Genomic DNA, 23,542 nt, shown 5'->3' on the forward strand with positions numbered 1-23,542 from the left:
GCCGGCAGATACCGCCTGTGCTGACTCAGTGCGCGCCGAAACGCCAGTTGAGCTCCAGCATGTAGGACCGCCCGTAACCGGTGTAGTTGAAGATGTTGTAGTACGGATAGCTGGTGTAGGTGCGGTCGCGCGGCGGCCGGGTGTCGGCCAGGTTGTTGACCGTGGCGGTCAGCGAGATGTCGTCGTTGACCGCGTAGTCCAGCGTGGCATTGAGCGTGGTCCACGCACCGACCTTGCGTGCACCTTCCACCGCATAGCCATCGGTGCTCTGCTGTGCGGTGAAGTTGGGCGTACGTCCGTAACGCTGGCCGAACAAGGTGGTGGTCCACGCATCCTTCTGCCAGGTGATCGAGGCATTGGTGATGCTGCGGAACTCGGAAGAGAAGAATGGCTCGCTCAGCAGGTCGCGCACCGGGTCTTGCGGGAACTGCTGACTTTCATGCTTGAGCGTCAGGTTGTATTGCGCGTCGAACACAAACAGGCCCCAGGCGTCGGTAGCGAGGTTGTAGGTCGCCTTGGTCAGCACGCCGGAGATTTCCTCGTTGGAAATATTGACCGGATTGATCCGGATGTTGCTCAGGCGATTGGGTACCGGCGCATCGGCGGCCGTGCGATCGATGCGCGACAGCACGTCGACGCAGGTCGGCGAGTTGATATCCAGCGCGCCGAGCCGGCAGGCCGATTCGTTCTGCAGCAAGGCATCGGTGCTCAGGTCGCTGACCTTGTCATCGATCTTGATGTTGTAGTAATCGGCATTGACGCTGAAGCTTGCGCTCGGCGACCACACCACGCCGGCACCCCAGGACTTTGCGGTGATCGACTTCAGATCCGCATTGCCGGACCGACGGCCCTGGATGCTGGTGCCGCCATAGGTGCAGTCGGCGATCGGCACGTTGGGTTCTTCGAGTGCGCAACGGTAGTAATCGTTGACGCCCTGGAAGAAACCGCTGTCGCCGGCGAACGAGAACGCCATGTCCGGTGCCTTGAACGCGGTGGCGTAGTTGCCGCGGAACAGCAGCGAATCGATCGGACGGAATTCCAGCGCGGCCTTGTAGGTGAACTTGGAATCGCCGCCGCCGCCCTGGTTCTTGTAGTCGTCGTAACGGCCCGACAGATTGGCGGTCAAGGTGCTCAGGATCGGCACCCGCATTTCGAAGGCGGCCGCCCAGTTCTCGCGCTTGCCGCTGCCCTGGGTGCCGGTCAGCTGGTAGAAGTCGCCGGCGATCACGCGTGGGTCGGTCGGGTTGGTCCAGTACTGATTACCGGCCTGTACCACAGCGGCGACGCCGACCGCACCGGCCGGCAGGTTGAACAACTCGGTGTTGGTCAGCTGCAGGTTGACGTTCTGGGTCCAGGTCCGGGACTTGGTGCGGATTTCGTCGTTGAAGCTGCGGTACTGCGCTGGCGTCAAGGCGCGATAGAAGTTGGCATCGTTGGGCGAATAGATCGGGTAGCCGTAGTACTCGCCCTGCGGAGCGCCAAGGAACTGTTCGCGGAAGAAATCTTCGATGCGGTCGGCCAGCGGCCACTGCTGACGGCTTTCGATGCGATACTCCGAGCGTGCGTAGTAGGCATCGTAGGTCCAGTTGCTGGCACCCAGGCCGCCTTTCAGGCCAAGCGCGATGTTGTAGGAATCGGCAGTCTGGCGGTCGTTGTTGAAGTTTTGATTGCCGGTTTCTTCCGGCGCAAAGATGCGTTGATAGCTTTCGAGCTGCTGGCTGTCCTGATTGTAGAAATAACCGCCGGTATCGGACGAGGTCTGCCAGAAGCGGGGTCCACTATTGACCTCGACCTTGGTGCGATTGAGCAGCACGGTCGAGTACAGCTCGACGTTGTCGTTGAAGGCATAGCTCAGGTTGGCATAGCCGCTGGCGCTGCGTTCCTTGTTGAGGATGCTGGCGTAGCCCGGCTCGGTGCGACTGCTGCAGAAATTGCCGCGGTTGGCACGGTTGTCGTACTGCACCGAGCCATTGAACAGCGGTCCCAATGCGGCGCAGTTTTGGGCGCCCGGGTCGATATAGGTGGTTGGCAGGTTATGCAAGGCAATGCGTGAGCCGTAACGCAGGGTCGGGTCCGGATTGTCGCTGGTGGAATCGAAATCGCGGCGCTGGTAGCCGTAGATCGGATCCTGATTGTTGAGCTGCAGGCCCCACACGATGTTGGCTCCACCGATCTCGTTGCCGCCGGTGAGCTGAAAGCGCTGGTTGTTGCCGCCACCACCGTCGTAGGTGCCCATGCGGTAATTCATCTGCACGCCGTCCATGCGCTTTTTCAGAATGATGTTGACCACACCGGCGATTGCGCTGGAGCCGTAGATCGAGGACTGGTTGCCCGGCGCCACGTCGATGCGTTCGACCATGCCCACCGGCACGCTGGCCAGGTCGACGAAATTGCTCTGACCGTTGTAGAGCAGCGGGTAGTCGGCCATCGGCCGGCCGTCGATCAGCACCAGGGTGAAGCCGGGATCCAGGCCGAGCAGGCTCAGCGATTTGGCGCCGGCGGTGAAGCCGCCACTGAACTGGCCATCCTGGACCGAGCCGGTGGCCATCGGTTGCGAGCGCAGCACGTCGTAGACGTCCTTGAAGCCGCGGCGCTGGATGTCCTGGGCGGTAATTGAAAACACCGGTGTCGCGGTTTCGACCTGGGACCGGGGGATTAACGACCCTGTCACCGTGACCTTGTCCAGTTGAGTCACTTCACCTGAATCCTGTGCCATCGCAAGCGATGGCATGGTCAGGGCGGTGCACACGGCGGTGACCAGCAAATGACGCTTCATGAAACGCACCTCTCTCTCCAAAGGTATGAACGGGCGCGCGGCAATTGGGGGGCCACACGCAATGGGTGTCAACGAAACGTTAACAACGTGCCGACTGTACCGAGTTCTGTCCGATGCCGTATAGGCGTGCTTCTTCAGTTTTTTTGGCCCTTCACGCCCAGGCTAGGTATCCTTGGGCGATGCTTAAAGCCGCGTTTGCTCTCTCCCTGCTGTGCACCCTGTTCGTTCCGCTGCAAGCGGTTGCCCGGGCGACCATCGATAAGATCGAAATCAAGGGCTTGGACGACGACGCCGATGCCGAGATGATCGAGAACATCGAGGTCTCCCTGTCTCTGTATGAGGCCGTCGGCAAGGAGCAGGGCGAGTCGCGACTGGAGTATCTGCTGGCGCAGGCCGAACGGCAGACGCGCGAAGCACTGGAACCGTTCGGCTATTACTCGCCGACCATCGATCTGGCCGCGCCGCGCACCGGCGACAAGGTGACGGTGGTGATCACCGTGGAGCGCGGCGAGCCGGTACGCGTGCGGCAGTCGCACATCTCCATCACCGGCTGGGCCGAGCAGGACCGTTACCTGGGCCAGGATCTCAAGCAGTTCGAACCGCGCGAAGGCCAGGTCTTCAGCCACCCGCAATACGAAGCGAGCAAGGTGCGCATCACCCGCCGGCTGGCCGAGCGCGGTTACTTCGATGCCGACTTCACCCAGCGCCGCGTCGCGGTGACGCGCGCCGAGCACGCCGCCGATATCGATCTGAACTGGGACAGCGGCCGCCGCTACGACATGGGCAAGGTGCGCTTCGACTACGACTATTTCCGTCCCGGCCTGTTCGAGCCGTTGGTGTATTGGGACGAGGGCAGCTACTACCACGAAGGCAAGCTGGATCGCCTGCGCGAGTCGCTGACCAAGCTGGATTACTTCAGCACGATCGATATCCAGCCCAAGCCGGAAGAAGCCGACGACCAGGGTCGGGTGCCGGTGGATGTGAAGCTCACCCGCGCCAAGCGCACCGTCTACACCTCCGGCTTGAGCTACGGCAGCGAGAGCGGCGCCGGTGTGCGTGGCGGCGTGGAGCGGCGCTACGTCAATTCGCGCGGCCACAAGATGGACACCCAGCTGGATTACGCGCAGAACCGCAAGAGCCTGACCACCAGTTACCGCGTGCCGGCATTCCGCTGGCTGGATGGCTGGTACACCGCGTCGGCGCGGCTCTATGACGAGCAGACCGACTACATCGACCTGCGCAACGTCAAACTCACTGGCAGCCGCAGCGGCCAGATCAACGAGCGCTGGAGTGCGATCGCCTCGATCAATGCCCTGCGCGAGCGCTGGCGGTTCAGCAGCGGCAGCGATTTCACCGATGCGGTCTACGAGACCTCCACGCTGATCTATCCACAGTTGCAGGTCAATTACGTCAATGTCGACGACCGCCTGTTCCCGCGCAGCGGCGTGTCCGGGCAGGCATTCATCCGCGGCGGTGCCGAAGGCGCCGGCTCGGATACCAATTTCGGCCAGCTCTACGGCCAGCTGCGCTGGTTCCTGGGGGCCGGCGACAACGGCCGGGTGATCCTGCGTGGCGAAGGCGGGACCACCTGGACCAGCGACCTGGTGGCGATGCCGCCGAGCCTGCGCTTCTTTGCCGGCGGCGCCAACAGCATCCGCGGCTATGCCTTCCGCGAAGTCGGCCCGCGCACCCCCAAGCCGGACGAATTCGCCCTCGGTGCCAAGCACGTGGTCACTGCCAGCGCCGAGTACGAGCATTACCTCAAGGGCGGCCCCTGGGGCGGCGCGGTGTTCGTGGATAGCGGCAGCGCCTTCGACGACACGCCCGACTGGCACACCGGTATCGGCTTCGGCCTGCGCTGGCGCTCGCCGGTGGGCCCGGTGCGCGTGGACATCGCGCACGGCCTGAACGACCCCGACTCCCAGTTCCAGCTCTACATCGATATCGGGGCCAACCTGTGAGCACACCGACGCCGCCCCCCGCACCGCGCCGCGCGCGTTTCTACCGCCGCCGCCGCTTCTGGGTGGGCTCCGGGCTGACCGTGCTGGGCCTGGTGTTGCTGGCGCTGATCGCGGTGTACTGGCTGCTGCAGACCGTGGCCGGGCGCGACGTGTTGCTGGCGCAGGTGACCGCGCGCCTGCCGGTCGGTGCCACCTTTACCTACGGCAAGGTCGAAGGCCCGGTGGCCGGCCCGCTGACCTTGCGCGATGTCGACTTCCGCTATCAGGACATCCACTTCACCGCCGAGCGCGTGTACCTGGAACCGGACCTGCGCCCGCTGCTCGGGCGCAAGCTGCAGCTGGATGCGGTGCAGGTCAGCAATGCCACCTTGAATCTGGGCAAGAGCGAGGAGCCGTTCACGCTGCCGAGCTGGCCCGAATCGCTGCCGCAGATCAACGTGCCGCTGGCGATCCAGGCCGACAAGATCGCCGTGGAGAATCTGCGCATCACCCAGCTGCAGCAGCCGATGATCGTCCTGCATAAGGTGCAGGGCGGGCTGGAAGTGGCCACCGGCGAACTGCGCACGCGCAATCTGGCGATCGATACCGACATGGGCGACTTCCGCCTGCACGGCGACTACGTGCCAAACGACGATTACCGCGCCGACCTCACCGCCACTGCGGTGCTGCCGGCCGCACGCGGGCGCACCCCGGCCAGCCTGGGGCTGGTGGCACGCGGCGATCTGGACAAGATGGAAGTGGCCATCGCCGGCCGCGCGCCGGCACCGCTGCAGGCCAGCCTGGTGTTCACCGGACGCGACGATCCGACCTGGGCCTTCAAGGCCGTCACCGACGCGCTGGATACCTCGCTGCTGATGCCGGCCACCGACGGGCAGTACGCCGCGCCGGCCACACCGATCGCGCTGAACCTGCAGGCCTCCGGCAAGGGCGGCAACGCCGACCTGCAAGGCAGCGTCAGGCAGGGCGAGTTGAGCGCCACCTTGCAGCCCTCGCACATCAGCCTGCTGAACCAGGTCATCACCGTCGCGCCGTTGGTGATCGATGCCTTCGAAGGCCGCGCGCAGTTGCGTGGGACTGCCGATTTTCGCGATGCGCAGAATCCGAGCTTCCGTTTTGCGGTCAACGCCAGCGGCCTGCGCTTCACCCCGACGCCGGACCCGGCCACCCCCAATGCGCCGGTGGTGCCGGTGCAATTGGTCGACGCGCGGCTGGGCGTGGCCGGTAACCTGAAGGCGTGGGCGGCAATCGGTCGCGCCACGCTGGAGCGCGACGGGCAGCAGGCTGCGCTGGTGTTCGACAGCCGCGGCAACGATCAACGTGCGCAGCTCAAGCAGGTGCAGGCCAAGACCCCGGGCGGCGCACTGGATCTCACCGGCGAAGTGGGCTGGACCCCGGAGCTGCAGTGGGATGTCACTGCCCAACTGGCTAAGTTCGATCCGGGCTACTTCGCGCCGGGCTGGAACGGCAATCTCTCCGGCAAGGTCGCTTCCAAGGGCCGCCAGTTGCCGGCACCGGCCGGTGGCGTGTCGCCGGGCTTCGAGGCCACGGCGGATATCCCGAGCCTGACCGGCCAGCTGCGTCAACGCGCGCTGTCGGCCAACGGCAAGTTCGCCCTGCGTGGTGAACAGGGCGAGGGACAATTGCAGCTGTCGCTGGGCAATAGCCGCATCACTGCCAAGGGCAAGGTCGGCGACCAGCTGGATATCGCCGCGCAACTGCAGCCGCTGCAGCTGGACGATGTCTTGCCCGGCGCCACCGGTACGATGCGCGGGCAGCTGCAGGTCAACGGCCGTCGCGACGCGCCCGACATCACCGCCGACCTCGTCGGCAACGGCTTGCGCTGGAACGACTACAGCGCGCAGAGCATCAGCTTGCGCGGGCGTCTGCCATGGCGCGGCAGCGACGGGCAGCTGGCCTTGCAGGGCACCGCAATCGAAGCCGGTGTGGTGCTGGACAGCGTGCGCGTGCAGGCACGCGGTGCGGTGGAAGCGCTGCGCCTGGATGCCGCTATCGCCAACAGCATGGCCAACGTCGCGCTGCAGGGCGATGTCCGTCGCACTGGCGAGCGCTGGCAGGGCCAGGTCGCCACGCTGCGGATCGCACCGGCCAAGGGCGATGCCTGGGCGCTGCGCCAGCCGGCGCAGTTCAGCACCGATGGCGCGGCATTTACCCTGTCCGACACCTGCCTGGGCGCGGCCACCGGCGGCGCGCTGTGCGCCAGCGCCAACTGGCCGCGCGACGGCATGGTGGTGCACGGCGATGCACTGCCGCTGTCGCTGGTGCAGCCGTGGCTACCCAAGCAGCAGGGGCGGCAGATCTATCTACGCGGCGAGCTTGCGCTCGATGGCAGCTTCAAGCCGCGCGGCAATGCCTGGGAAGGCTCGTTCCGCATCGCCTCGCCCGAAGGCGGCATCCGCCTGGGCGAAACCCGCTACGCGGCGGTGGCCGGCAATCCCAATCGCGGCGAATTGCTGCGCTACGACCAGTTCAGCGTGCAGGCCGATTTCACCCCGCAGCAGATCCAGGCCAAGCTGGGCATCGGCTTCCAGGGTGCCGGCTTTGTCGATGCCAAGTTCAACACCGGCTGGGATGCGTACGCGCCGCTCAACGGCGAGCTGTATCTCAATATGTCGCGGCTGTACTGGCTGGAGCTGGTGGTGGCCGATGTGGTGCAGCCCAAGGGCCTGGTCGAAGGCCATGTGAGCCTGCGCGGCACCCGCGACAAACCGCTGCTGGGCGGCGATGCCACCTTGAGCAATTTCACTGCCGAATATCCGTCGATGGGTTTGACCCTGAGCGAGGGCAAGGGCCGCTTCGACGCATTGCCGGATGGCTCGGCCAAGATCACCGCCTCGGCCAAGTCGGGGCAGGGTACGCTCAACATCGACGGCGGGCTGTCGTGGTTCGGCAGCAGCACGCCGTTGCTGCTGAATATCCGCGGCGAGAACGTGCTGGCCTACAACACCAGCGAGTTGCGCATCATCGCCAACCCGGACATGCAGTTCGGCATCACCGACAACACCATGCAACTGCGTGGCAAGGTCACCGTGCCCGAAGCCGACATCGACCTGGAACGCCTGGATCGCGGTACCTCGGTATCCGAGGACGTGGTGGTGCTGGACCCGGTGGATCCGGAAGAAGCGCCTGCCTCGCCGCTGGATATGGACCTGGCCATCGTGCTTGGCGACAAGGTCAACATGAGCGGCTTCGGCTTGAAGGGCGGCTTGAGCGGGCAGATGCAGATCCGTGCGCGCCCGGGTCGCGAGATGACCGCCAACGGCGGGCTGGACGTGCGCGGCCGCTACAAGGCCTACGGTCAGGACCTGACCATCAGCCGCGGCCAGCTGACCTGGAACAACAACATCGTTTCCGACCCGCGCGTAAGCCTGCGCGCCGAGCGCAAGGTCGGCGATGTCACCGCCGGTATCGACGTCAGCGGCCGCGCCGAATCGCCGCGCGCCGATGTGTGGTCCGAGCCGGCGATGTCGCAATCCGAAGCACTGTCGTACCTGGTGCTCGGCCGCGGCCTGTCCACCGCCAGCAGCGACGAAACCCAGCAGGTCAGCGCCGCCTCGGCCGCCCTGTCGGCCGGTAGCAGCCTGATCGCCTCGCAGATCGGCGCCAAGCTCGGCCTGGACGAAGCGGGGGTGAGCGAATCCAGCACCGTCGGCTCGGTGGTGGGCTTCGGCAAGTACCTTTCGCCAAAACTCTACGTTGGCTACGGCGTCTCGATGGTCGGCAGCGGCTCGGTCTTGACACTGAAATACTTGCTCAGCCGCGGCTTCGATATCGAAGCCGAATCCAGCACGGTGGAGACCAAGGGCTCGGTGAACTGGCGGCGGGAGAAGTAACCGCCACTCGTGCATCGGCGCATCGACGGTGTGTGGTGTTGTATTGCGTCAGGTCAGGACATGACGCAATGCGGATGTCCGGGATGTCCGGGATGTTCGGCCGTGTGTAAGGCATGGCCAGGTCGAGCGCTGCGGTTATCTAGAACCGGCCCGCGACGTTGCGGGCAGGGCACGCCGGCATCGTGCAGGCATTACGCACTCTTTATGCGCGCACGCCAGGGTGCAGATAGCCCCTTTATGCCCGGCAGGCCTACCTTGGCACTCCCGCACTGTGGTGCGTTGAGTCGAACACGATGTGTATCCTGATTTTGCAAGGTCCGCAGGCCGATCCGGCGCCGTTGTTGCCGATGCAGTTGCCCGAGTGTGCTGGCCGAACGTTGCGCATGCTGGCGTATGCGGATGTCGATAGCTTGATCGCTGGGTTACAGGCCGCTGGTGCCGATGTCGAGGTGGAGCTGGTGTTGTTGGACTCAGGAGATCTTTCGCCGTCCGCGCATGTGCATGCGAAAACCTTACGCGCCGCATTGGATGCGCTACCCACGCCCTATATTGAGCTGCACACCGATGCAGCGCAGGAGCTGGAGCCGTGGCTGCATCCGCAGCATGCGCCGCTGGCGGTGGTGATTACGCCGCACGATGCGCCGCGCGCCTATGCGATGTCGCTGGGTATTGCGGCGCGTTGTCTGCCGTCGCTGTGCGCGCCCTTGCGCGCCGCCGCCTGAGGAAGCCGCCATGTCGATCATGATCGTGCGTGGGCCGGAGGCGGCGATGCCGCTGGTGCGTGGGCCGCAGCCGTTGCCGCGGGCCGTCATTCGGCAGCTGGTGCAGTGTGCCGGCGACGCGGGCAAGACGGTGGCCTTGCGTGCCTGCGGGTCGGAGCAGGATCTGCTGGATGCCTTGCGCGTGGCCGGGCAGGCGCGGATGGAAATCGCGCTGATCGATCCGGGCAGCTGCGTGGACAGTGAGCGCCTGCACCATGTGCTCAGCGCGTTGCCGTATCCGTTCGTGGAGGCTCACGACGATAGCGTAGACCGTCCGGAGCGTTGCCTGCCGGAGGGGTTCGGGCAACGCATTGCGACGGTGCGCGGTTACTGCGCGCAGAGCTATCTACTCGGGCTGGAAATCGCGTTGGAACATCTGGGCTGCACGGAGATCCAGGGCGATGTCCACGTCGGTACCTGAGTTGCGCCAGCTGCATTACTTCGCCGACTACGAAGGTTACTGCGACGGTCGGCCGGTGCTGTGGGGGGCAACTGGCCCACAGCGTGGACGTGCCTGCCGATGGCGTGCTGGATGCAGCGGGGCTGGTCACTGCGTTGCGCCGCCGTGCGGCCGAGGCGCACGGGCTGGAAGCGGGGCAGATCCGCTTGTGCCAAGTCACGCGCCTGTAGCCGCGTTACACACAACGACGCCACCCGAAGGTGGCGCCGTCGTTCTGCCGTGATTGCGCGTCGCTCGACGCAGATCACATGGGTTGACGCTTACTTGGCGGGGCTGGCCTCCGGCACGAACTTGGTCAGCTGGTTGGCCGTTGCGGCAGTACCGAAGTTGAAGCGGCCGTAGCCGGCGCCCCAGTACAGCGCACCGTCCACGATGGACGGCGAGCTGATCACCGAGCCGGTGGCGTCGTGGTTCCACAGCGTGGCGCCGGTGTCGGTGTCGAGGGCGACCATGTTGCCGGCCATCGAACCGGCGTAGAGCAGGTTCGGCGACACCGTCAGCGAGCCCTGGCCGCCGGCCGGCACGTTCGGATTCACGCGGTTGATGCCGGGCACCTTGACCTGCCACTTGATCTTGCCGGTGGCGGCATCCAGCGCCGCCCAGGAGCCGCCGTTGTGGCTCTGGGTGTTCGCAGGTCCCAGCGTATAGGTGGCGTTGGTGCTGTTGTTGATGGCCACATACACCTGCGACTTGTACGGGTCGAACGCGGTGCCCCACTCGACGCCGCCGGTGGTGCCGCCGGGGCCGACCTGGGTCGACCACACCTTGGCACCGGTCTTGGCGTCGAAGGCCCAGTAGATGCCGCTCTTCTGCCCTGCGCCGACCAGCTGCTGCGCCTTGCCGTCGCGCCACACGGTAAACAGCTGCACGCCGGCGCCGCCGAAGTCGTAATCGGGCCCGGTCAGGTTGGTTGCCTGGGTGTTCGGGCACAGGCCATTGGTGGGCGCCACGATGCACGACAGGTTCCAGGCGTCGTAGCCCTGTGCACGGTCGGCCCAGACCAGCTTGCCGGTGTCCAGATTCAGCGAGACCACCGAGTCGACGTAGTTGTCCGGCGCCATGCACGCCAGTTCGTCCTGCACGGTGAGTTCGCTGCCGCGGTAGGAGCGCGCGTTGGAGACGCAGTTACCCACGCTGGCGGGAATGTTGTAGTTGTTGCCGGTGCCGAAATACAGGCGGCGGCTGATCGGGTCGATCGCCACCTGGCCCCACACCGATGCGCCGGTATAGCCCTCGGGCACGTTATAGAACTGCCACACCTTCTTGCCGGTGTTCAGATCCAGCGCCACCACGCTGCCGCGGAAACTGAAGGTGTGGGTCGGATCGAGATTGCCCCAGTCGCCGGAGGACACGGGCACGTAAACGCGGTTGCCGTAGATGACCGGCGAAGAGGTGATGCGCGCCTGCGGGTTGGCTTCGGCGGTGGTCTTCCACAGCAGCTTGCCGGTCTTCTTGTCGATGGCCAGCACGGTGCCGGCGGCCTGGTCGCCGACGATGATGCTGTTGGCGCTGATGGCCGGGGTATTGCGCGTCACCGAGTTGGCATTGCCGGTGTAGTCGGACAGCTTGGCCTGCCAGTTCGGCTTGCCGGTCTGGGTGTCGACGCTATACAGCGTGCCGCCCCAGTCGGGCACGTACAGCGTTCCACCTTCCACGCTCGGCGTGGCCGAGATGTCGCCGGTGGTGGTCAGGGTCCAGGCCGGCTTGAGCGTGCTGGCAGTGGTGCGATTGATCTTCCACTCGCCCGGCGCGAAGCGCTGGTTCAAGTAGCCGCCACCGGCGGTGGTCTAGCTGCTGGGGCTGGCGAACGGCAGTTGATTGCCGAAGCTGCGCCAGATCTGGCCGGAGCGTGCGAAAGCCTGGGTATCCAGCGACGATACCGACTGTTGTGCGGTTGCGGGGCCGGCCTGGGCAAAGGCCACTGCGCTGGCAAGCAGGCAGGGAACGAGCGTCAAACTGCGAAATCGCAAGCGGCGAATTGAATGTGTCATCACGGCATGTCCATAGATGGAAGGAAGCGCTGGATCCCCCCAGATCTGCCGAGGGAAGATGGCCGATTGTGGCGACCGTGCAACACAGCAAGGTCGCCGCATTCATTCAGCGGTCGGGTCCGCTCGCATCTGGTGCCACCAGCTCGAAAAAATTGCGTTCAGCACGCTCGTTATTCGCACAAATGGTGATGATTCACCGTCGATGGCGCCATTGCGATAGAAAAAATGATTGGTCGCGGCGTGTGTGTATTTGCCAGCAAATCAATGGTCTGCAAAAAGTAACCAGGAAATGTTGCGCTACCTTGTGAGGTTGGCCACTGTGTTGAACAGAGCGCCTCACCCCGCGGGGCGAGAAGGCACGGTTTGCGCGCCACCGGCGCGCGTGCCTTGGAGCGCCCGCGTCGCAAACGCGGGCCGGGGCGCGGAGCGGGGGTTGGGGTAAGGGTACGGGGCGAAGCTTCTGCGTCGTCAAAATGCACGAGGCTTCGCACGTACCCTCACCCGCCCCTTCGGGGCACCTTCTCCCGCTGGGAGAAGGGAATAGGCATGTACGGCTACGTTATCCGGGGTGCGTCATGCGCTTTGAGGCGAGGGCACGGCGGTGTGCACTGCAGCGGGAGCGATCAGCGCCAACTGCGCGATCGCATCCTGCACCACCTCCGCCACCGTGGCGTCCACATCCACCGACACCACATCGGCTTCGTCCAACGGCAATTCCAGGGTCTGCAACTGGCTATCCAGCAGGCTGGCCGGCATGAAGTGGCCGGCGCGTGCGCTCAGGCGTGCGGCGATGACATGCGGGGCCGCGTGCAGGAACACGAAGCGGATCGGGATGCCGCTGCGGCGCAGCAATTGACGGTGCGTGCCGCGCAAGCCCGAGAACGCGAGCACCACCGATTCGCCGGCCTCTACGCAGTCGCGCAGGGTGGCGGCCAGCAACTCCACCCACGGCAGACGCATCGCATCGGTGAGTGGCTGGCCTGCAGCCATCTGCGCGCGCGCGGCCACGCTGTGATAGTCGTCGGCATCCAGAAAGCGGTATCCGTAATGCGCTGCCAGGGCCTGTGCGATGGTGGTCTTGCCGCTGCCGGAAACGCCCATCACCACGATGGCCACGGGTGAAGCGGACGCGGGTGTAGCGGGGGAGGCGGTGTCCATCACGTCAGGTTATATCTCCGGATCGATTCGGCATTCTGCCGGATTTCACGTTGGCGGCAGCCGATGCGTGGTGTAGCGTCGGCGCTCCTCGCCAGGTGCGCGGGCCGCCCAGCGTAACGGGGCGCTCGGCCGGGTTCAACGCACTCCAAGGTCTGCCGATGACGTCATCGCCTGCAAGGTCTCCTGCATCGGCGCGCCTGCGCTGGCGCGAAAAGCTGGGCTACGGCGCCGGCGATCTGGGCCTGAATCTGTACTGGGCCAACATCTCCGCATTCCTGTTGATCTTCTACACCGACACCATGCATCTGCCGGCAGCGGCGGTGGGCACGATGATCCTGTTGACCAAGATCGCCGATGCGATCGCCGATCCGGCGATGGGTGCACTGGCCGATCGCACGCGCAGCCGCTGGGGCAAATTCCGTCCGTATCTGTTGTGGGGCGCCGTGCCGATGGCGGTGACCGGCGTGCTCGCCTACACCACGCCGGCGCTGGATCAGAACGGGCGCATGTGGTGGGCCACGATCAGCTTCCTGGTGATGATGCTGGCCTACACGGTGGTGAGCATTCCGTACTCGGCATTGTCCGGCGTGATCACTGCCGACAGCAGCCAGCGCACCAGCTTGATCAGCCTGCGCTTCATCGCCGCGTTCGCCGGCACCACGTTGGTGAATTACTGCACCCTGGATCTGGTGGCCTGGTTCGGCGCCGGCAACGATGCGCTGGGCTGGCAGCGCACCATGATGCTGTACGGCGCGGTGGCGGTGGCGCTGTTCGTCACCGTGGCGCTGACCACGCGCGAGCGCGTACAGCCACCGCCGCAACAGCGCACGCCGATCCGCCGGGATATCGCCGACCTGCTGCAGAACAAGCCGTGGTGCGTGCTGTTCGTGCTGTCGCTGATCATCATGATCACCATTGTCATGCGCGGTGGGGCGGGCGTGTATTACCTCAAGTACTACGTGCAGCGGCCGGACCTGACCGGGCTGTTTCTGGGCGGCTATTCGGTGTCGCTGGCAGTGGGCGCGGCGATCACGCCCTTGCTGACACGGCATTGGGACAAGCGCCAGTTGATGACCGCGCTGATGGCGGTGGTGGGCGTGTTGAGTTGCCTGATGTTTTTCATTCCTGCCGATGCGGTGTGGGCGATCTTTGCGCTGAACATGCTGATCGGGCTGGCATTGGGGCCGAAGTCGCCGCTGGCATTTTCGATGTATGCCGACAGCGCTGACTACACCGAATGGCGCACCGGCCGGCGCGCCACCGCGATGACCTTCGCCGCCGCGACCTTCTCGCAAAAGCTCGGTGGCGCGCTGGCGTCGGCCGGCATCGCCTGGGTGCTGGCGGGCATGGGCTATGTGGCCAACAGTGCGCAGTCGGCGGGGTCGTTGACCGGTATCGTGCTGCTGCTGACGGTGATCCCGGGCGCGGTGGCGCTGCTGGCAGCCTGGACCATGCGTTTCTATCCGCTCGATGATGGCTTGTTGCGCCGCATCCAACACGAACTGGCCGCGCGCAAGCGCGACGAACCGGAGCACCGTTGACCGTGTCTGCACTCTCCCACGCCGATTCCAGTTCCACGTCCAACGACGATCTCTCCTCGTTGCTGGCGCCCAGCGCCGACGGCACGCGCTATGCGCTCTACAGCCCCACCGCGATGCCGAACGCGGGCGGGTTCTTGTGGAACCGCCGCATGATGCTGCAGCTGACCTGCCGTGGTTACGCCACCGGGCAGTTCATGCAGCCGGAGCCGGCCAAATACGCGCATGCGCCGCTGCTGGAAGCGCGCAACTTCATGATGCCCGAACAGCCGTACTACGCGCATCATCCCGGGCGCTTCTTCTATCTCAAGGACGAAGACAGCGGTGCGTTGTATTCAGTGCCGCACGAGCCGGTGCGTGCAACGCCGGAACAGTTCGAGTTCTCGGCGGGCAAGCACGATGTGCGCTGGCGGGTGCGCCACGACGGCATCGTGGTGGACCTGTGCGTGGCGTTGCCCACCGACGATGCGGTGGAGCTGTGGGAATGCCGCGTGCATAACCAGTCCGGGCGTACGCGCCGGCTCAGCCTGTACCCCTACTTTCCGATCGGCTACATGTCGTGGATGCATCAGGGCGGCGCTTACGAGCCGGCGCTGGGCGGTATCGTCTGCCGTAGCGTGGCGCCGTACCAGAAGGTGGACGATTATTTCCGTCAGCGCGATTTCAAGGACTGCACCTTCCTGCTGCACGAGCAGCCGCCGGTGGCCTGGGATGCGCAGCAGATGGCCTTCGAAGGCGAGGGCGGCCTGCATGCGCCCTCGGCCATCCAGGCCGAGCAGCTGGGCAACAGCGATGCGCACTACGAGAACCCGGCCGCCGCGTTGCAGTATCGGCTGACGCTGGACGCCGATGCGGCACGCGTCTATCGCTTCGCGTTCGGGCCGGCGCGGGACGACGCAGAAATCGCCGCGCTGCGGGCGCGTTATCTGTCCGAAGCCGGCTTTGCCGCCGCCGCGCGCGATTACGCGCAGTATCTGCAGGGCGGGCAGGGCTGTGCACAGATCGCCACGCCCGATCCGGCCCTGGACAATCTGGTCAATCATTGGTTGCCGCGGCAGGTGTTCTATCACGGCGATGTCAATCGCCTGACCACCGATCCGCAGACGCGCAACTATCTGCAGGACCACATGGGCATGGCCTACCTGCAGCCGGCCACCGCACGCGCGGCGTTGTTGCACGCACTCTCGCAGCAGGAGCCCAGCGGTGCGATGCCGGACGGCATCCTGCTGGTGGAAGGCGCCGAGCTGAAATACATCAACCAGGTGCCGCATACCGATCACTGCGTGTGGTTGCCGATCTTCCTGAGCGCCTATGTGGCCGAAACCGGCGATGCCAGCGTGCTCGATGCGGTGGTCCGCACGCACGATGGACAGGCGCTCAGCGTGGCCGAGCGACTGGATGCGGCGATGCAGTGGCTGCTGGACGCGCGCGATGCACGTGGCTTGAGTTTCATCGCGCAGGGCGATTGGTGCGACCCGATGAACATGGTCGGATGGCGCGGCAAGGGTGTGTCCGGCTGGCTTACCGTGGCCACCGCGTATGCGCTGCGGCTGTGGTCGGGCATCTGTGCAGCGCATGGGCGAAGCGCGCAGGCGGACACGTTTGCGCAGGCCGTACAGGCGATCAACGCCGATGCCAACCGCGAACTGTGGGACGGCAACTGGTATGCGCGCGGCATCACCGACGATGGCGTGCGTTTCGGTATCGCCGAGGATGTGGAGGGACGCATCTATCTCAATCCGCAGAGCTTTGCGCTGCTGGCCGGCACCGCCGATAGCGCGCAGCGCGAAGCCTTGCTGGAGGCGGTGCGCGAGCAGCTGCATACGCCGTACGGCCCGGTGATGCTGGCCCCGGCCTACACGCGGATGCGCGATGACGTGGGCCGGTTGACGCAGAAGTGGCCGGGCGCTGCGGAAAACGGCGCGGTCTACAACCACGCGGCGGCGTTCTACCTGTACAGCCTGTACCAGATCGGCGAAGCCGACCGCGCTTGGGAGATCCTGCGCGCGCTGCTGCCCGGCCCCACCCGCGAGGACGTGCTGCAGCGTGGTCACCTGCCGGTGTCGTTGCCCAACTACTACCGCGGTGCCTGGCACCAGTACCCGCGCACGGCCGGGCGTTCCAGCCAGCTGTTCAACACCGGCACGGTGGCCTGGGTGTATCGCTGCGTGCTGGAAGGTCTGTTCGGCCTGGTCGGCGAAGGCGATGCATTGGCGATCCGCCCGCAGCTGCCCTCGCACTGGCCGCAGGCGCGGGCGACGCGCCAGTTCCGCGGTGCGCAGTTCGAGGTGACGCTGACGCGTGAACCGGGGCGTCGCGACATCGAGGTACTGGTGGACGGCGAAGCCAGCCCGGATCGGCGCGTTCACGACATCGCGGCTGGCCGCACCTATCAGGTGCAGGTGCGCCTGCCTGGCTAGGGGAGGGTGACAAGCCGTAGCGCCGGTCTGGTGGTGAGCGCCGCGGCAGCATCAGCGCCTCGTCTTGTTGGATGCAGTCAAACGCCTGGCCGGCCGAGGGCGCGGTGCCCTCACCGCTTGCAGGACACGCCGTGAATCCGTCGACGGAGGCCCCTTGGCGGCATCCATGCCGCCAAGGGGCCCGCAATCGGTGAGGACACCGCACCAGGAAGTTGGTCGGCCGTTTGGTGAAAACTGCTTGTTGCAAGCCTTGCGCTGGTTCGCCGTAAGTTTTGTAGGTTGCCTGCTGAAAATCTGTCGTTTGCCAGGCGCGACGGATGATTCGCACGCATCACGACTCAAACAACGGTGCGTCACGCTCTGCTTGCAACCACATACCGACCATCTCGCCTGGTCCTTGCCCGCTCACCGTCGCGTAAGAGCCTACATGGACGTACTTGCGGCGTGTCCTGCGATGGTGGGCGGGCAAGGGCCCTGCAATCAGGCCCCAGATCAGCCGCTCTGTAGCCCAGCCGCAGCCCAGCCGCCCAGCAGCGAAGGCCCAGATCATCCGCTCTGCATAGACAGCCCGAAGGCGTTTTATCAGCCGCTCCAAGAGCGACACACAAAACGGCTGGGCGCACTATCAGGTGGGCACAGCCGTCGTCCGGCGCAGCATCCACCACACGCTCTACGCCACTGACCGCACAGAACCCCAGCGTCCTCGATGCACCTTTTCCCACTCGAGCTGCGCCAAGGGTCAAGCCGTGTCCCGCTGTTGCGATTCCCTATTCCCGATTCCCCAATCCCCAATCCCCAATCCCCACTGCGTAAACTCCCAGGCTCGCGAAGCGCCGCCTAGGAACGCCCCTTGGTATCAAGCTGGATCCTGCTGCTGGTTTCCGTCGGCTATGCCGCGCTGCTGTTCGGCGTGGCGTGGTGGGGCGACCGCCGCCCGCTGTATCCGGAGCGGCCTTGGCTGCGGCCGGCGGTCTACAGCCTGGCGCTGGCGGTGTACTGCTCGTCGTGGACCTTCTACGGCGCGGTCGGCTCGGCGGTGCGCAACGGCATCGGCTATCTGCCGATCTACCTGGGCCCGCTGCTGTTGCTGCTGTTCGGCTGGCGCATCATCGAGCGGCTGGCGCTGATCGCACGTGCCGAAAACACCGTCTCCATCGCCGATTTCATTTCTTCGCGCTATGGCCGCTCGCGGCGGCTGGCGGCGTTGGTGGCGGTGATCGCGCTGGTCGGCATCGTTCCGTATCTGGCGCTGCAGTACAAGGCAGTGGCAATGAGCCTGGAGGTGCTGACCGGGCATAGCAGCGCCGGGCGCGGCATCTTTGCCGATCCGGCGTTGTACGTGGCGCTGCTGATGGCCTTGTTTGCGACCTTGTTCGGCACCCGCCAGGTCGATGCCACCGAACATCACCGCGGCATGATGCTGGCGATCGCGCTGGAGTCGGTGATCAAGTTGGTCGCCATCGTCGCAGTGGGCCTGTTCGCCTGGGTGTGGCTGAGCGATCACCAGATGCCCATCGCCGACTCGGCGCGCACCTTGTTCGAGCACACCCCGTCGATGGGGTTCATTTCGCAAACCTTGCTGAGCTTTCTGGCGGTTATCTGCCTGCCGCGCCAGTTCCATGTGGCGGTGGTGGAATGCAGCGACGTGGGCGACATCCGTCGCGCGCGCTGGTGGTTCGGCGCCTATCTGGTGATCATCTCGGCGATGGTCATGCCGATCGCATCGGCCGGCATGGCCCTGTTCGGCAAGGGCAGCACGGTGGTCGACGACGCGGTGGTGCTGGCGCTGCCGCTGAGTCAGGGCAATACCGTGCTGGCATTGGTGGCCTATGTGGGCGGGTTTTCCGCCGCCACCGGCATGGTGATCGTGGCCAGCATCGCGTTGGCCACCATGATCAGCAACGACCTGGTGATGCCGGTGCTGCTGCGCCGCCGTGGCAGCGCCGATGCGCGCGCGGCAGTGGCGTCGCGGGTGTTGTGGATCCGTCGCGTCGCCATCCTGTTGCTGGCGTTGATCGCCTACGGCTACCACCGCAGCGTGGCCAACGACACCACCTTGGCGGCCTACGGCCTGATGGCCTTTGCGGCAGTGGCGCAGTTCGCCCCCGGCGTGATCGGCGGGCTGTACTGGCGCGGGGCCAGCCGCAGGGGCGTGGAGACCGGCATGGTGCTGGGCTTCATGACCTGGATCTACACGCTGCTGCTGCCGGCTGCCACGCGCGCAGGATGGATGCAGCCGGACTGGCTGGTGGACGGGCCGTTCGGCATCGCCTGGTTGCAGCCGCAGCAGCTGTTCGGCATGCGTGGCTGGGACCCGCTGGCGCACGGCACGTTCTGGTCGCTGCTGATCAATGTCGGCGCAATGATGCTGGTTTCCGCACGCTGGCGCCCCGGGGTGGACGAACGCCTGCGCGCCGCCCCATTCCTGGACCCGTACGCACAGCGTCCGGCGGTGGCCGGCGACTGGCCCGGGCATGTGCGCGTTGCCGACCTGCAGGCCCTGGCCGAGCGCGTGGTGGGCGAGCGGCATGCGCACCGCGCCTTCGTCGACCAGGCGGCGCTGCTGGAGCGCGAGCTGCAACCCAGCGTGGTAGCCGATCGCGCCTGGGTGCAGTTCACCGAACGCCTGCTGGCCGCCTCGATCGGTGCGGCCTCCGCACGCCTGGTGCTGACCAGCCTGTTGCGCGGCTCGGGCATGGACCTGGGCGAGGTGGTGGCGGTGCTGGACGAGGCCGGCCAGGAGCTGCGCTTCAATCGCGAAATCCTGTCCACCACGCTGGAAAACATCAGCGCGGCGGTCAGCGTGGTCGACCCGGAAATGCGCCTGACCGCCTGGAACCGCCGCTATCAGCAGCTGTTCGGCTATCCGGACGGGATGCTGTATGTCGGCCGCCCGGTGGCGGATCTGATCCGCTACAACGCCGAGCGCGGCGAGCTGGGCGAGGGCGATATCGAAGATCAGATCGATCGCCGTATCCGTCACATGCGCGCCGGCTCGCCGCATGTGTTCGAGCGCACCCGCAGCGACGGCAAGGTGATCGAGATGCGCGGCCAGGCGCTGCCCGGCGGCGGTTATGTCACCAGCTACAACGACATCACCGACTACAAGCGCGCCGAACGCGCGCTGCTGGACGCCAACGAGAACCTGGAACAGCGCGTGGCCGACCGCTCGCGCGAGGCCGAGCTGGCGCAGCAATCCAAGACGCGCTTTCTGGCTGCGATCAGCCACGACGTGTTGCAGCCGCTCAATGCCGCGCGGCTGTTCGCCTCGGCCCTGCGCGAGAGCCATCAGAACAACGAGGAGCAACGCCACCTGGCCGAGCGCGTGGATGCCTCGCTGCGCGCGGCCGAGGAGTTGCTCGATGGCCTGCTCGACGTCTCGCGGCTGGACGCCGGCGGCCTGCGGCCCACGGTCGAGGATTTCGATGCCAGCGCGTTGATGCACGAACTGGCCGCGCAGTATGCGCCGGTGGCGTCCAGCCGCGGCCTGCAGCTGCAGGTGCATTGCCGCCCATTGTGGGTGCGCAGCGACCGCCGGCTGCTGCGCCGGGTGATGCAGAACTTCCTCGCCAATGCGCTGCGCTACACGCGCCAGGGCCGCATCGTGCTGGGCATGCGCGGCCGCGGCGACCAGGTGGAGCTGCAGGTATGGGATACCGGCCCGGGCATTCCCGAGCACCACATGCGGCAGATCTTCGAAGAATTCCGCCGCTATCAGCAGCCGTTCGACTGGGGCGAGCAGGGCCTGGGGCTGGGCCTGTCGATCTGCCAGCGCATCTCGCGCCTGCTCGACCACGACCTGAGCGCGCGCAGCCAGGTCGGCCGCGGCAGCATGTTTTCGATCCTGCTGCCACGTGTGGCGGCAGTCCCGCTGCCGCCGGCAAGGCCGGTGGCCGTTGCGCGCGCGCTGCCCAGCGGCGATTCGCTGGCGGGCCTGCGCGTGCTGTGCGTGGACAACGACCGCGAAATCCTCGACGGCATGCGCGCGCTGCTCGGTCGCTGGCAGGTGGAGGTGATCACCGCCAGCACGGTGGATCAGGCGCTGGAACGCGCGCGCGAACAACCGGACCTGATGCTGGTCGATTACCACCTGCACGACCGGCTCGATGGCCTGGACACGCTGGATGCGCTGCAGGCCGTCGCCACCGCACCGATTGCCGGCGCCCTGCTCACCGCCGATGGTCGCGACGAACTCAAGCAACTGGCGCGTGCGCGTGGCTATCGCCTGCTGACCAAACCGGTGAAGCCGGCCTCGCTACGCGCGTTCCTGAGTGCGCATCACGATGCGAAAACGCGCTGACGGGTGCGACTGCAGCGTAGGAGCGTGCCTGCGCGCGATTGGGCGTTACCGATAACGCTCCGTCGCGCGCAGGCACGCTCCTACGAGGGGAGGTGCTTACGCTGCGCCGCTCAGGTGTTCGTAGAGGATGACGCTGCCGACGATCACCAGGATCAAGCCGCCGAGGATCTCGGCGCGCTTGCCGATCAGGTTGCCGAGCACGCGGCCCAGCATGACGCCTGCAGTGACCATGCTGAAGGTGCACAGCCCGACCACCACCGCCACCACGCCGATATGCACGTCCAGAAACGCCAGGCTCACGCCGACCGCCATCGCATCGATGCTGGTGGCAAAACCGGTGGTGGCCAGGGCCAGCAAACCATGCCGTTTCGGCGTCTCGGACGTTGCTTCTTCAGCGTCGTCCGCATCGTGTCGCAGCCCGGCCACGATCATGTGCGTGCCCAGCGCACCGAGCAGCACGAACGCGATCCAGTGGTCGTAGTCGGACACATAACTGGACGCGGCGCGCCCCAGCAGCCAGCCGATCACCGGGGTGATCGCCTCGATGCAGCCGAAGATCAAGCCGGCGCGTAGCGCATCGCGCCACTGTGGCTTGCGCATCGCCGCGCCCTTGCCGATCGCCGCGGCAAACGCATCGGTCGACATCGCGAAACCGATCAAAACAATGGAAAAAGGGGACATCGGCATTCTCGGGTTGGGCACGGTCACAACGACATGCGCCCGCGCCAACCGTCGTCGTGCACGCATGCCGTTGGTCTCGCCAAACCGGAACTGGTTGCCTGCACCACGGCGCAACGGCCGAGTATGTTGATGCAGGCGCTCCCGACGATGCGAAAGCAGGCTACTCCCCAAGGGGCGCGCAGTGTACCAACGCATGGCCGCTTCCGGTGCGTCTGCGCTGCACGCGAAGGTCGGCCTGATCTTTATAGCCATGGCTATTGCGACCAGGGGTGAGGCGGTTTTTTGCCTTGTTTTCAGGCGTGAGAGCCAGGAAGGCATGTCCACGCAACGGCGCGATGCGGCGCCCGATAGCCTTGGCTATAGCGACGAACGGTCTGCATGCCGGTGAAGCAGGCAGCGGAAAACGCAGGGAAAGCCGCTGATGTGGGGTGTGCTGCAAGCAGCGCGAGAGGGGAACGTCATGTCTGGATGCGCGTGCATGCGCCAGCGCCTGCTTCGTGCTGTCTTTCAGGACGTCGTGCCGGAGTGCAGCGATCGGCAACCATGCCGCGATCTCCATGGCGTCTCGATTTGCACGGCTTGCGGGTACTGGCGAAGCGGTTGGGATGGAGTGCGATGGCCAGGCTGCCATCGCAGCACTGCGGAAACAGCGCGTAGCGCCCCACGCACGGGGTCGGCCGCGCTGCGGGAGGAACGCAGAAGTCAGCCTTTGGACGCGCGCGACAGCAGACACCGGCACCAACGCAGATTCCCGGCGCGTGCCGCGGCTACATCAACGCGGCGGAGATCTCCGCCGTCGCCGCACACAGGGCCTGCAAGGCCGCGTGCGGGCCGACCAGCTCCGGGCGACGTGCGATGAACGGCACGGTGAGCGTATAGCTCGCACTGCCGCGTTGCAGGATCGGTGCGGTCAGGTCGACCACGCCCACCACCGCTTCGCTGGGCTGCATGGCGTAGCCATCGTTGCGCGCCTGCGCCGCGGCCGCCAGGAACTGCGCACGCTCGAACGGCACCTCGCCGGCGTCGAGCATGTCCAGCCAGCGCGCCTGCACCTCCGGCTGCTGGAACGCGAACAGCACCAGCCCGGAGCTGGAATGGGTCAGCGGCCGGCGATGGCCCGGGCGCACCACCAGGCCCAGGTCGCTGGGCACGTCCATCTGCGCGATCACCACGATCTGGTCGCCGGACGGCGCCACCAGGTGGCAGGGCTGATAGATCGCATCGGCCAGCCGCCGCATCACCGGCAATGCCGCTTCGCTGATGCTTTGCACCTGCGGCTGCTGCATGCCGAGCATGAACAGCCGATTGGTCAGCACGTAGTCGCCCTCGCCGTCGCGGGTGAGATAGCCGCGCTCCTCCAGCACCTGCAGCATGCGGAAGATCTCCCCGCGCGAGCGCCCGATGCCCTGCGAGATCGCGCCCATGCTCATCGGCTGCGCCTGGCGGGCAAGCAGCTCGAGAATGTCCAGACCCTTGTCAAGGGCAGGGGCGCGGTACTTGGCGGGTTCGGTGCTCATCCGTTTGCGGCTCCAGGCAAGGCTGCGGCGCGCCAGCGTACAGGCATCGCGGGCAGCGGTGAGATATGGCGCTTGCGTGCAAATATAAACAAAGATTTTATATTTGCATGGCGCTGGCGTGCGCAGTA

General features: G+C 65.9%; 12 protein-coding genes, 2 pseudogenes and 1 riboswitch. Of the genes and pseudogenes, 8 read left to right on the forward strand and 6 right to left on the reverse strand.

What is annotated here, in order from left to right; genetic code table 11:
• Nucleotides 1–25 precede the first annotated feature (25 nt).
• Entirely contained in the window at nt 26–2,716 is a 2,691-nt protein-coding gene (locus tag XarjCFBP7645_RS11625) for a TonB-dependent receptor domain-containing protein (protein WP_181126331.1), read from the reverse strand.
• A 239-nt stretch (nt 2,717–2,955) separates the two neighbouring features.
• Here XarjCFBP7645_RS11625 and XarjCFBP7645_RS11630 point away from each other — a divergent pair, with 239 nt between their 5' ends.
• The 5 genes and pseudogenes from XarjCFBP7645_RS11630 to XarjCFBP7645_RS11650 all read left to right on the forward strand — a co-directional run bounded on the left by XarjCFBP7645_RS11630 (nt 2,956) and on the right by XarjCFBP7645_RS11650 (nt 9,979).
• Nucleotides 2,956–4,737: an autotransporter assembly complex protein TamA gene (locus tag XarjCFBP7645_RS11630; protein ID WP_104537590.1), complete on the forward strand. Its 1,782-nt coding sequence runs from the start codon at nt 2,956–2,958 to the stop codon at nt 4,735–4,737.
• On the forward strand, nt 4,734–8,588 hold the full coding sequence (locus XarjCFBP7645_RS11635) for a translocation/assembly module TamB domain-containing protein (RefSeq protein WP_104537591.1): 3,855 nt from the start codon (nt 4,734–4,736) through the stop codon (nt 8,586–8,588). Before XarjCFBP7645_RS11630 ends, XarjCFBP7645_RS11635 begins: the two co-directional genes overlap by 4 nt.
• Nucleotides 8,589–8,881: 293 nt before the next feature.
• Nucleotides 8,882–9,310 (forward strand): hypothetical protein, encoded by a 429-nt coding sequence (locus tag XarjCFBP7645_RS11640; RefSeq protein ID WP_104537592.1) that lies wholly within the window; start codon nt 8,882–8,884, stop codon nt 9,308–9,310.
• A gap of 10 nt (nt 9,311–9,320) precedes the next feature.
• Entirely contained in the window at nt 9,321–9,770 is a 450-nt protein-coding gene (locus XarjCFBP7645_RS11645) for a 3-dehydroquinate dehydratase (protein WP_181126296.1), read from the forward strand.
• A pseudogene (locus XarjCFBP7645_RS11650) lies at nt 9,751–9,979 on the forward strand (hypothetical protein). The gene XarjCFBP7645_RS11645 and the pseudogene XarjCFBP7645_RS11650 overlap by 20 nt, the downstream one beginning before the upstream one ends.
• A 90-nt stretch (nt 9,980–10,069) precedes the next feature.
• On the opposite strand, the pseudogene XarjCFBP7645_RS11655 reads toward XarjCFBP7645_RS11650, so the two are convergent.
• A pseudogene (locus tag XarjCFBP7645_RS11655) lies at nt 10,070–11,800 on the reverse strand (PQQ-binding-like beta-propeller repeat protein).
• A gap of 573 nt (nt 11,801–12,373) precedes the next feature.
• Nucleotides 12,374–12,958 carry a gluconokinase gene (locus XarjCFBP7645_RS11660; RefSeq protein WP_104537593.1) on the reverse strand — a complete coding sequence of 195 codons (585 nt, stop codon included), beginning with the start codon at nt 12,956–12,958 and terminating at the stop codon, nt 12,374–12,376.
• A 158-nt stretch (nt 12,959–13,116) separates the two neighbouring features.
• On the opposite strand from XarjCFBP7645_RS11660, the gene XarjCFBP7645_RS11665 reads away from it, so the two are divergent.
• The 3 genes from XarjCFBP7645_RS11665 to XarjCFBP7645_RS11685 all read left to right on the forward strand — a co-directional run bounded on the left by XarjCFBP7645_RS11665 (nt 13,117) and on the right by XarjCFBP7645_RS11685 (nt 21,216).
• On the forward strand, nt 13,117–14,499 hold the full coding sequence (locus XarjCFBP7645_RS11665; RefSeq protein ID WP_104537594.1) for an MFS transporter: 1,383 nt from the start codon (nt 13,117–13,119) through the stop codon (nt 14,497–14,499).
• Nucleotides 14,500–14,501: 2 nt separating this feature from the next.
• A complete protein-coding gene (locus XarjCFBP7645_RS11670; protein ID WP_104537914.1) occupies nt 14,502–16,916 on the forward strand; it encodes a GH36-type glycosyl hydrolase domain-containing protein in 2,415 nt (804 codons plus the stop codon).
• Between the two features lie 850 nt (nt 16,917–17,766).
• On the forward strand, nt 17,767–21,216 hold the full coding sequence (locus tag XarjCFBP7645_RS11685) for a hybrid sensor histidine kinase/response regulator (protein WP_104537596.1): 3,450 nt from the start codon (nt 17,767–17,769) through the stop codon (nt 21,214–21,216).
• 96 nt (nt 21,217–21,312) lie between these two features.
• Here the strand turns inward: XarjCFBP7645_RS11685 and XarjCFBP7645_RS11690 are convergent, their stop codons facing one another.
• The 3 genes from XarjCFBP7645_RS11690 to XarjCFBP7645_RS11700 all read right to left on the reverse strand — a co-directional run bounded on the left by XarjCFBP7645_RS11690 (nt 21,313) and on the right by XarjCFBP7645_RS11700 (nt 23,414).
• On the reverse strand, nt 21,313–21,897 hold the full coding sequence (locus XarjCFBP7645_RS11690) for a manganese efflux pump MntP family protein (protein WP_104537915.1): 585 nt from the start codon (nt 21,895–21,897) through the stop codon (nt 21,313–21,315).
• A 12-nt stretch (nt 21,898–21,909) separates the two neighbouring features.
• Nucleotides 21,910–22,072: riboswitch (yybP-ykoY riboswitch) on the reverse strand.
• Nucleotides 22,058–22,456 (reverse strand): hypothetical protein, encoded by a 399-nt coding sequence (locus XarjCFBP7645_RS11695; RefSeq protein ID WP_104537597.1) that lies wholly within the window; start codon nt 22,454–22,456, stop codon nt 22,058–22,060. (Overlaps the previous riboswitch by 15 nt.)
• 208 nt (nt 22,457–22,664) lie before the next feature.
• Nucleotides 22,665–23,414, reverse strand: coding sequence for an IclR family transcriptional regulator (locus tag XarjCFBP7645_RS11700; RefSeq protein ID WP_104537598.1), 750 nt, complete (start codon nt 23,412–23,414; stop codon nt 22,665–22,667).
• Nucleotides 23,415–23,542: the final 128 nt, after the last annotated feature.

The sequence above is a fragment of the Xanthomonas arboricola genome, assembly GCF_002940665.1.
GTDB lineage: Bacteria > Pseudomonadota > Gammaproteobacteria > Xanthomonadales > Xanthomonadaceae > Xanthomonas > Xanthomonas arboricola_B.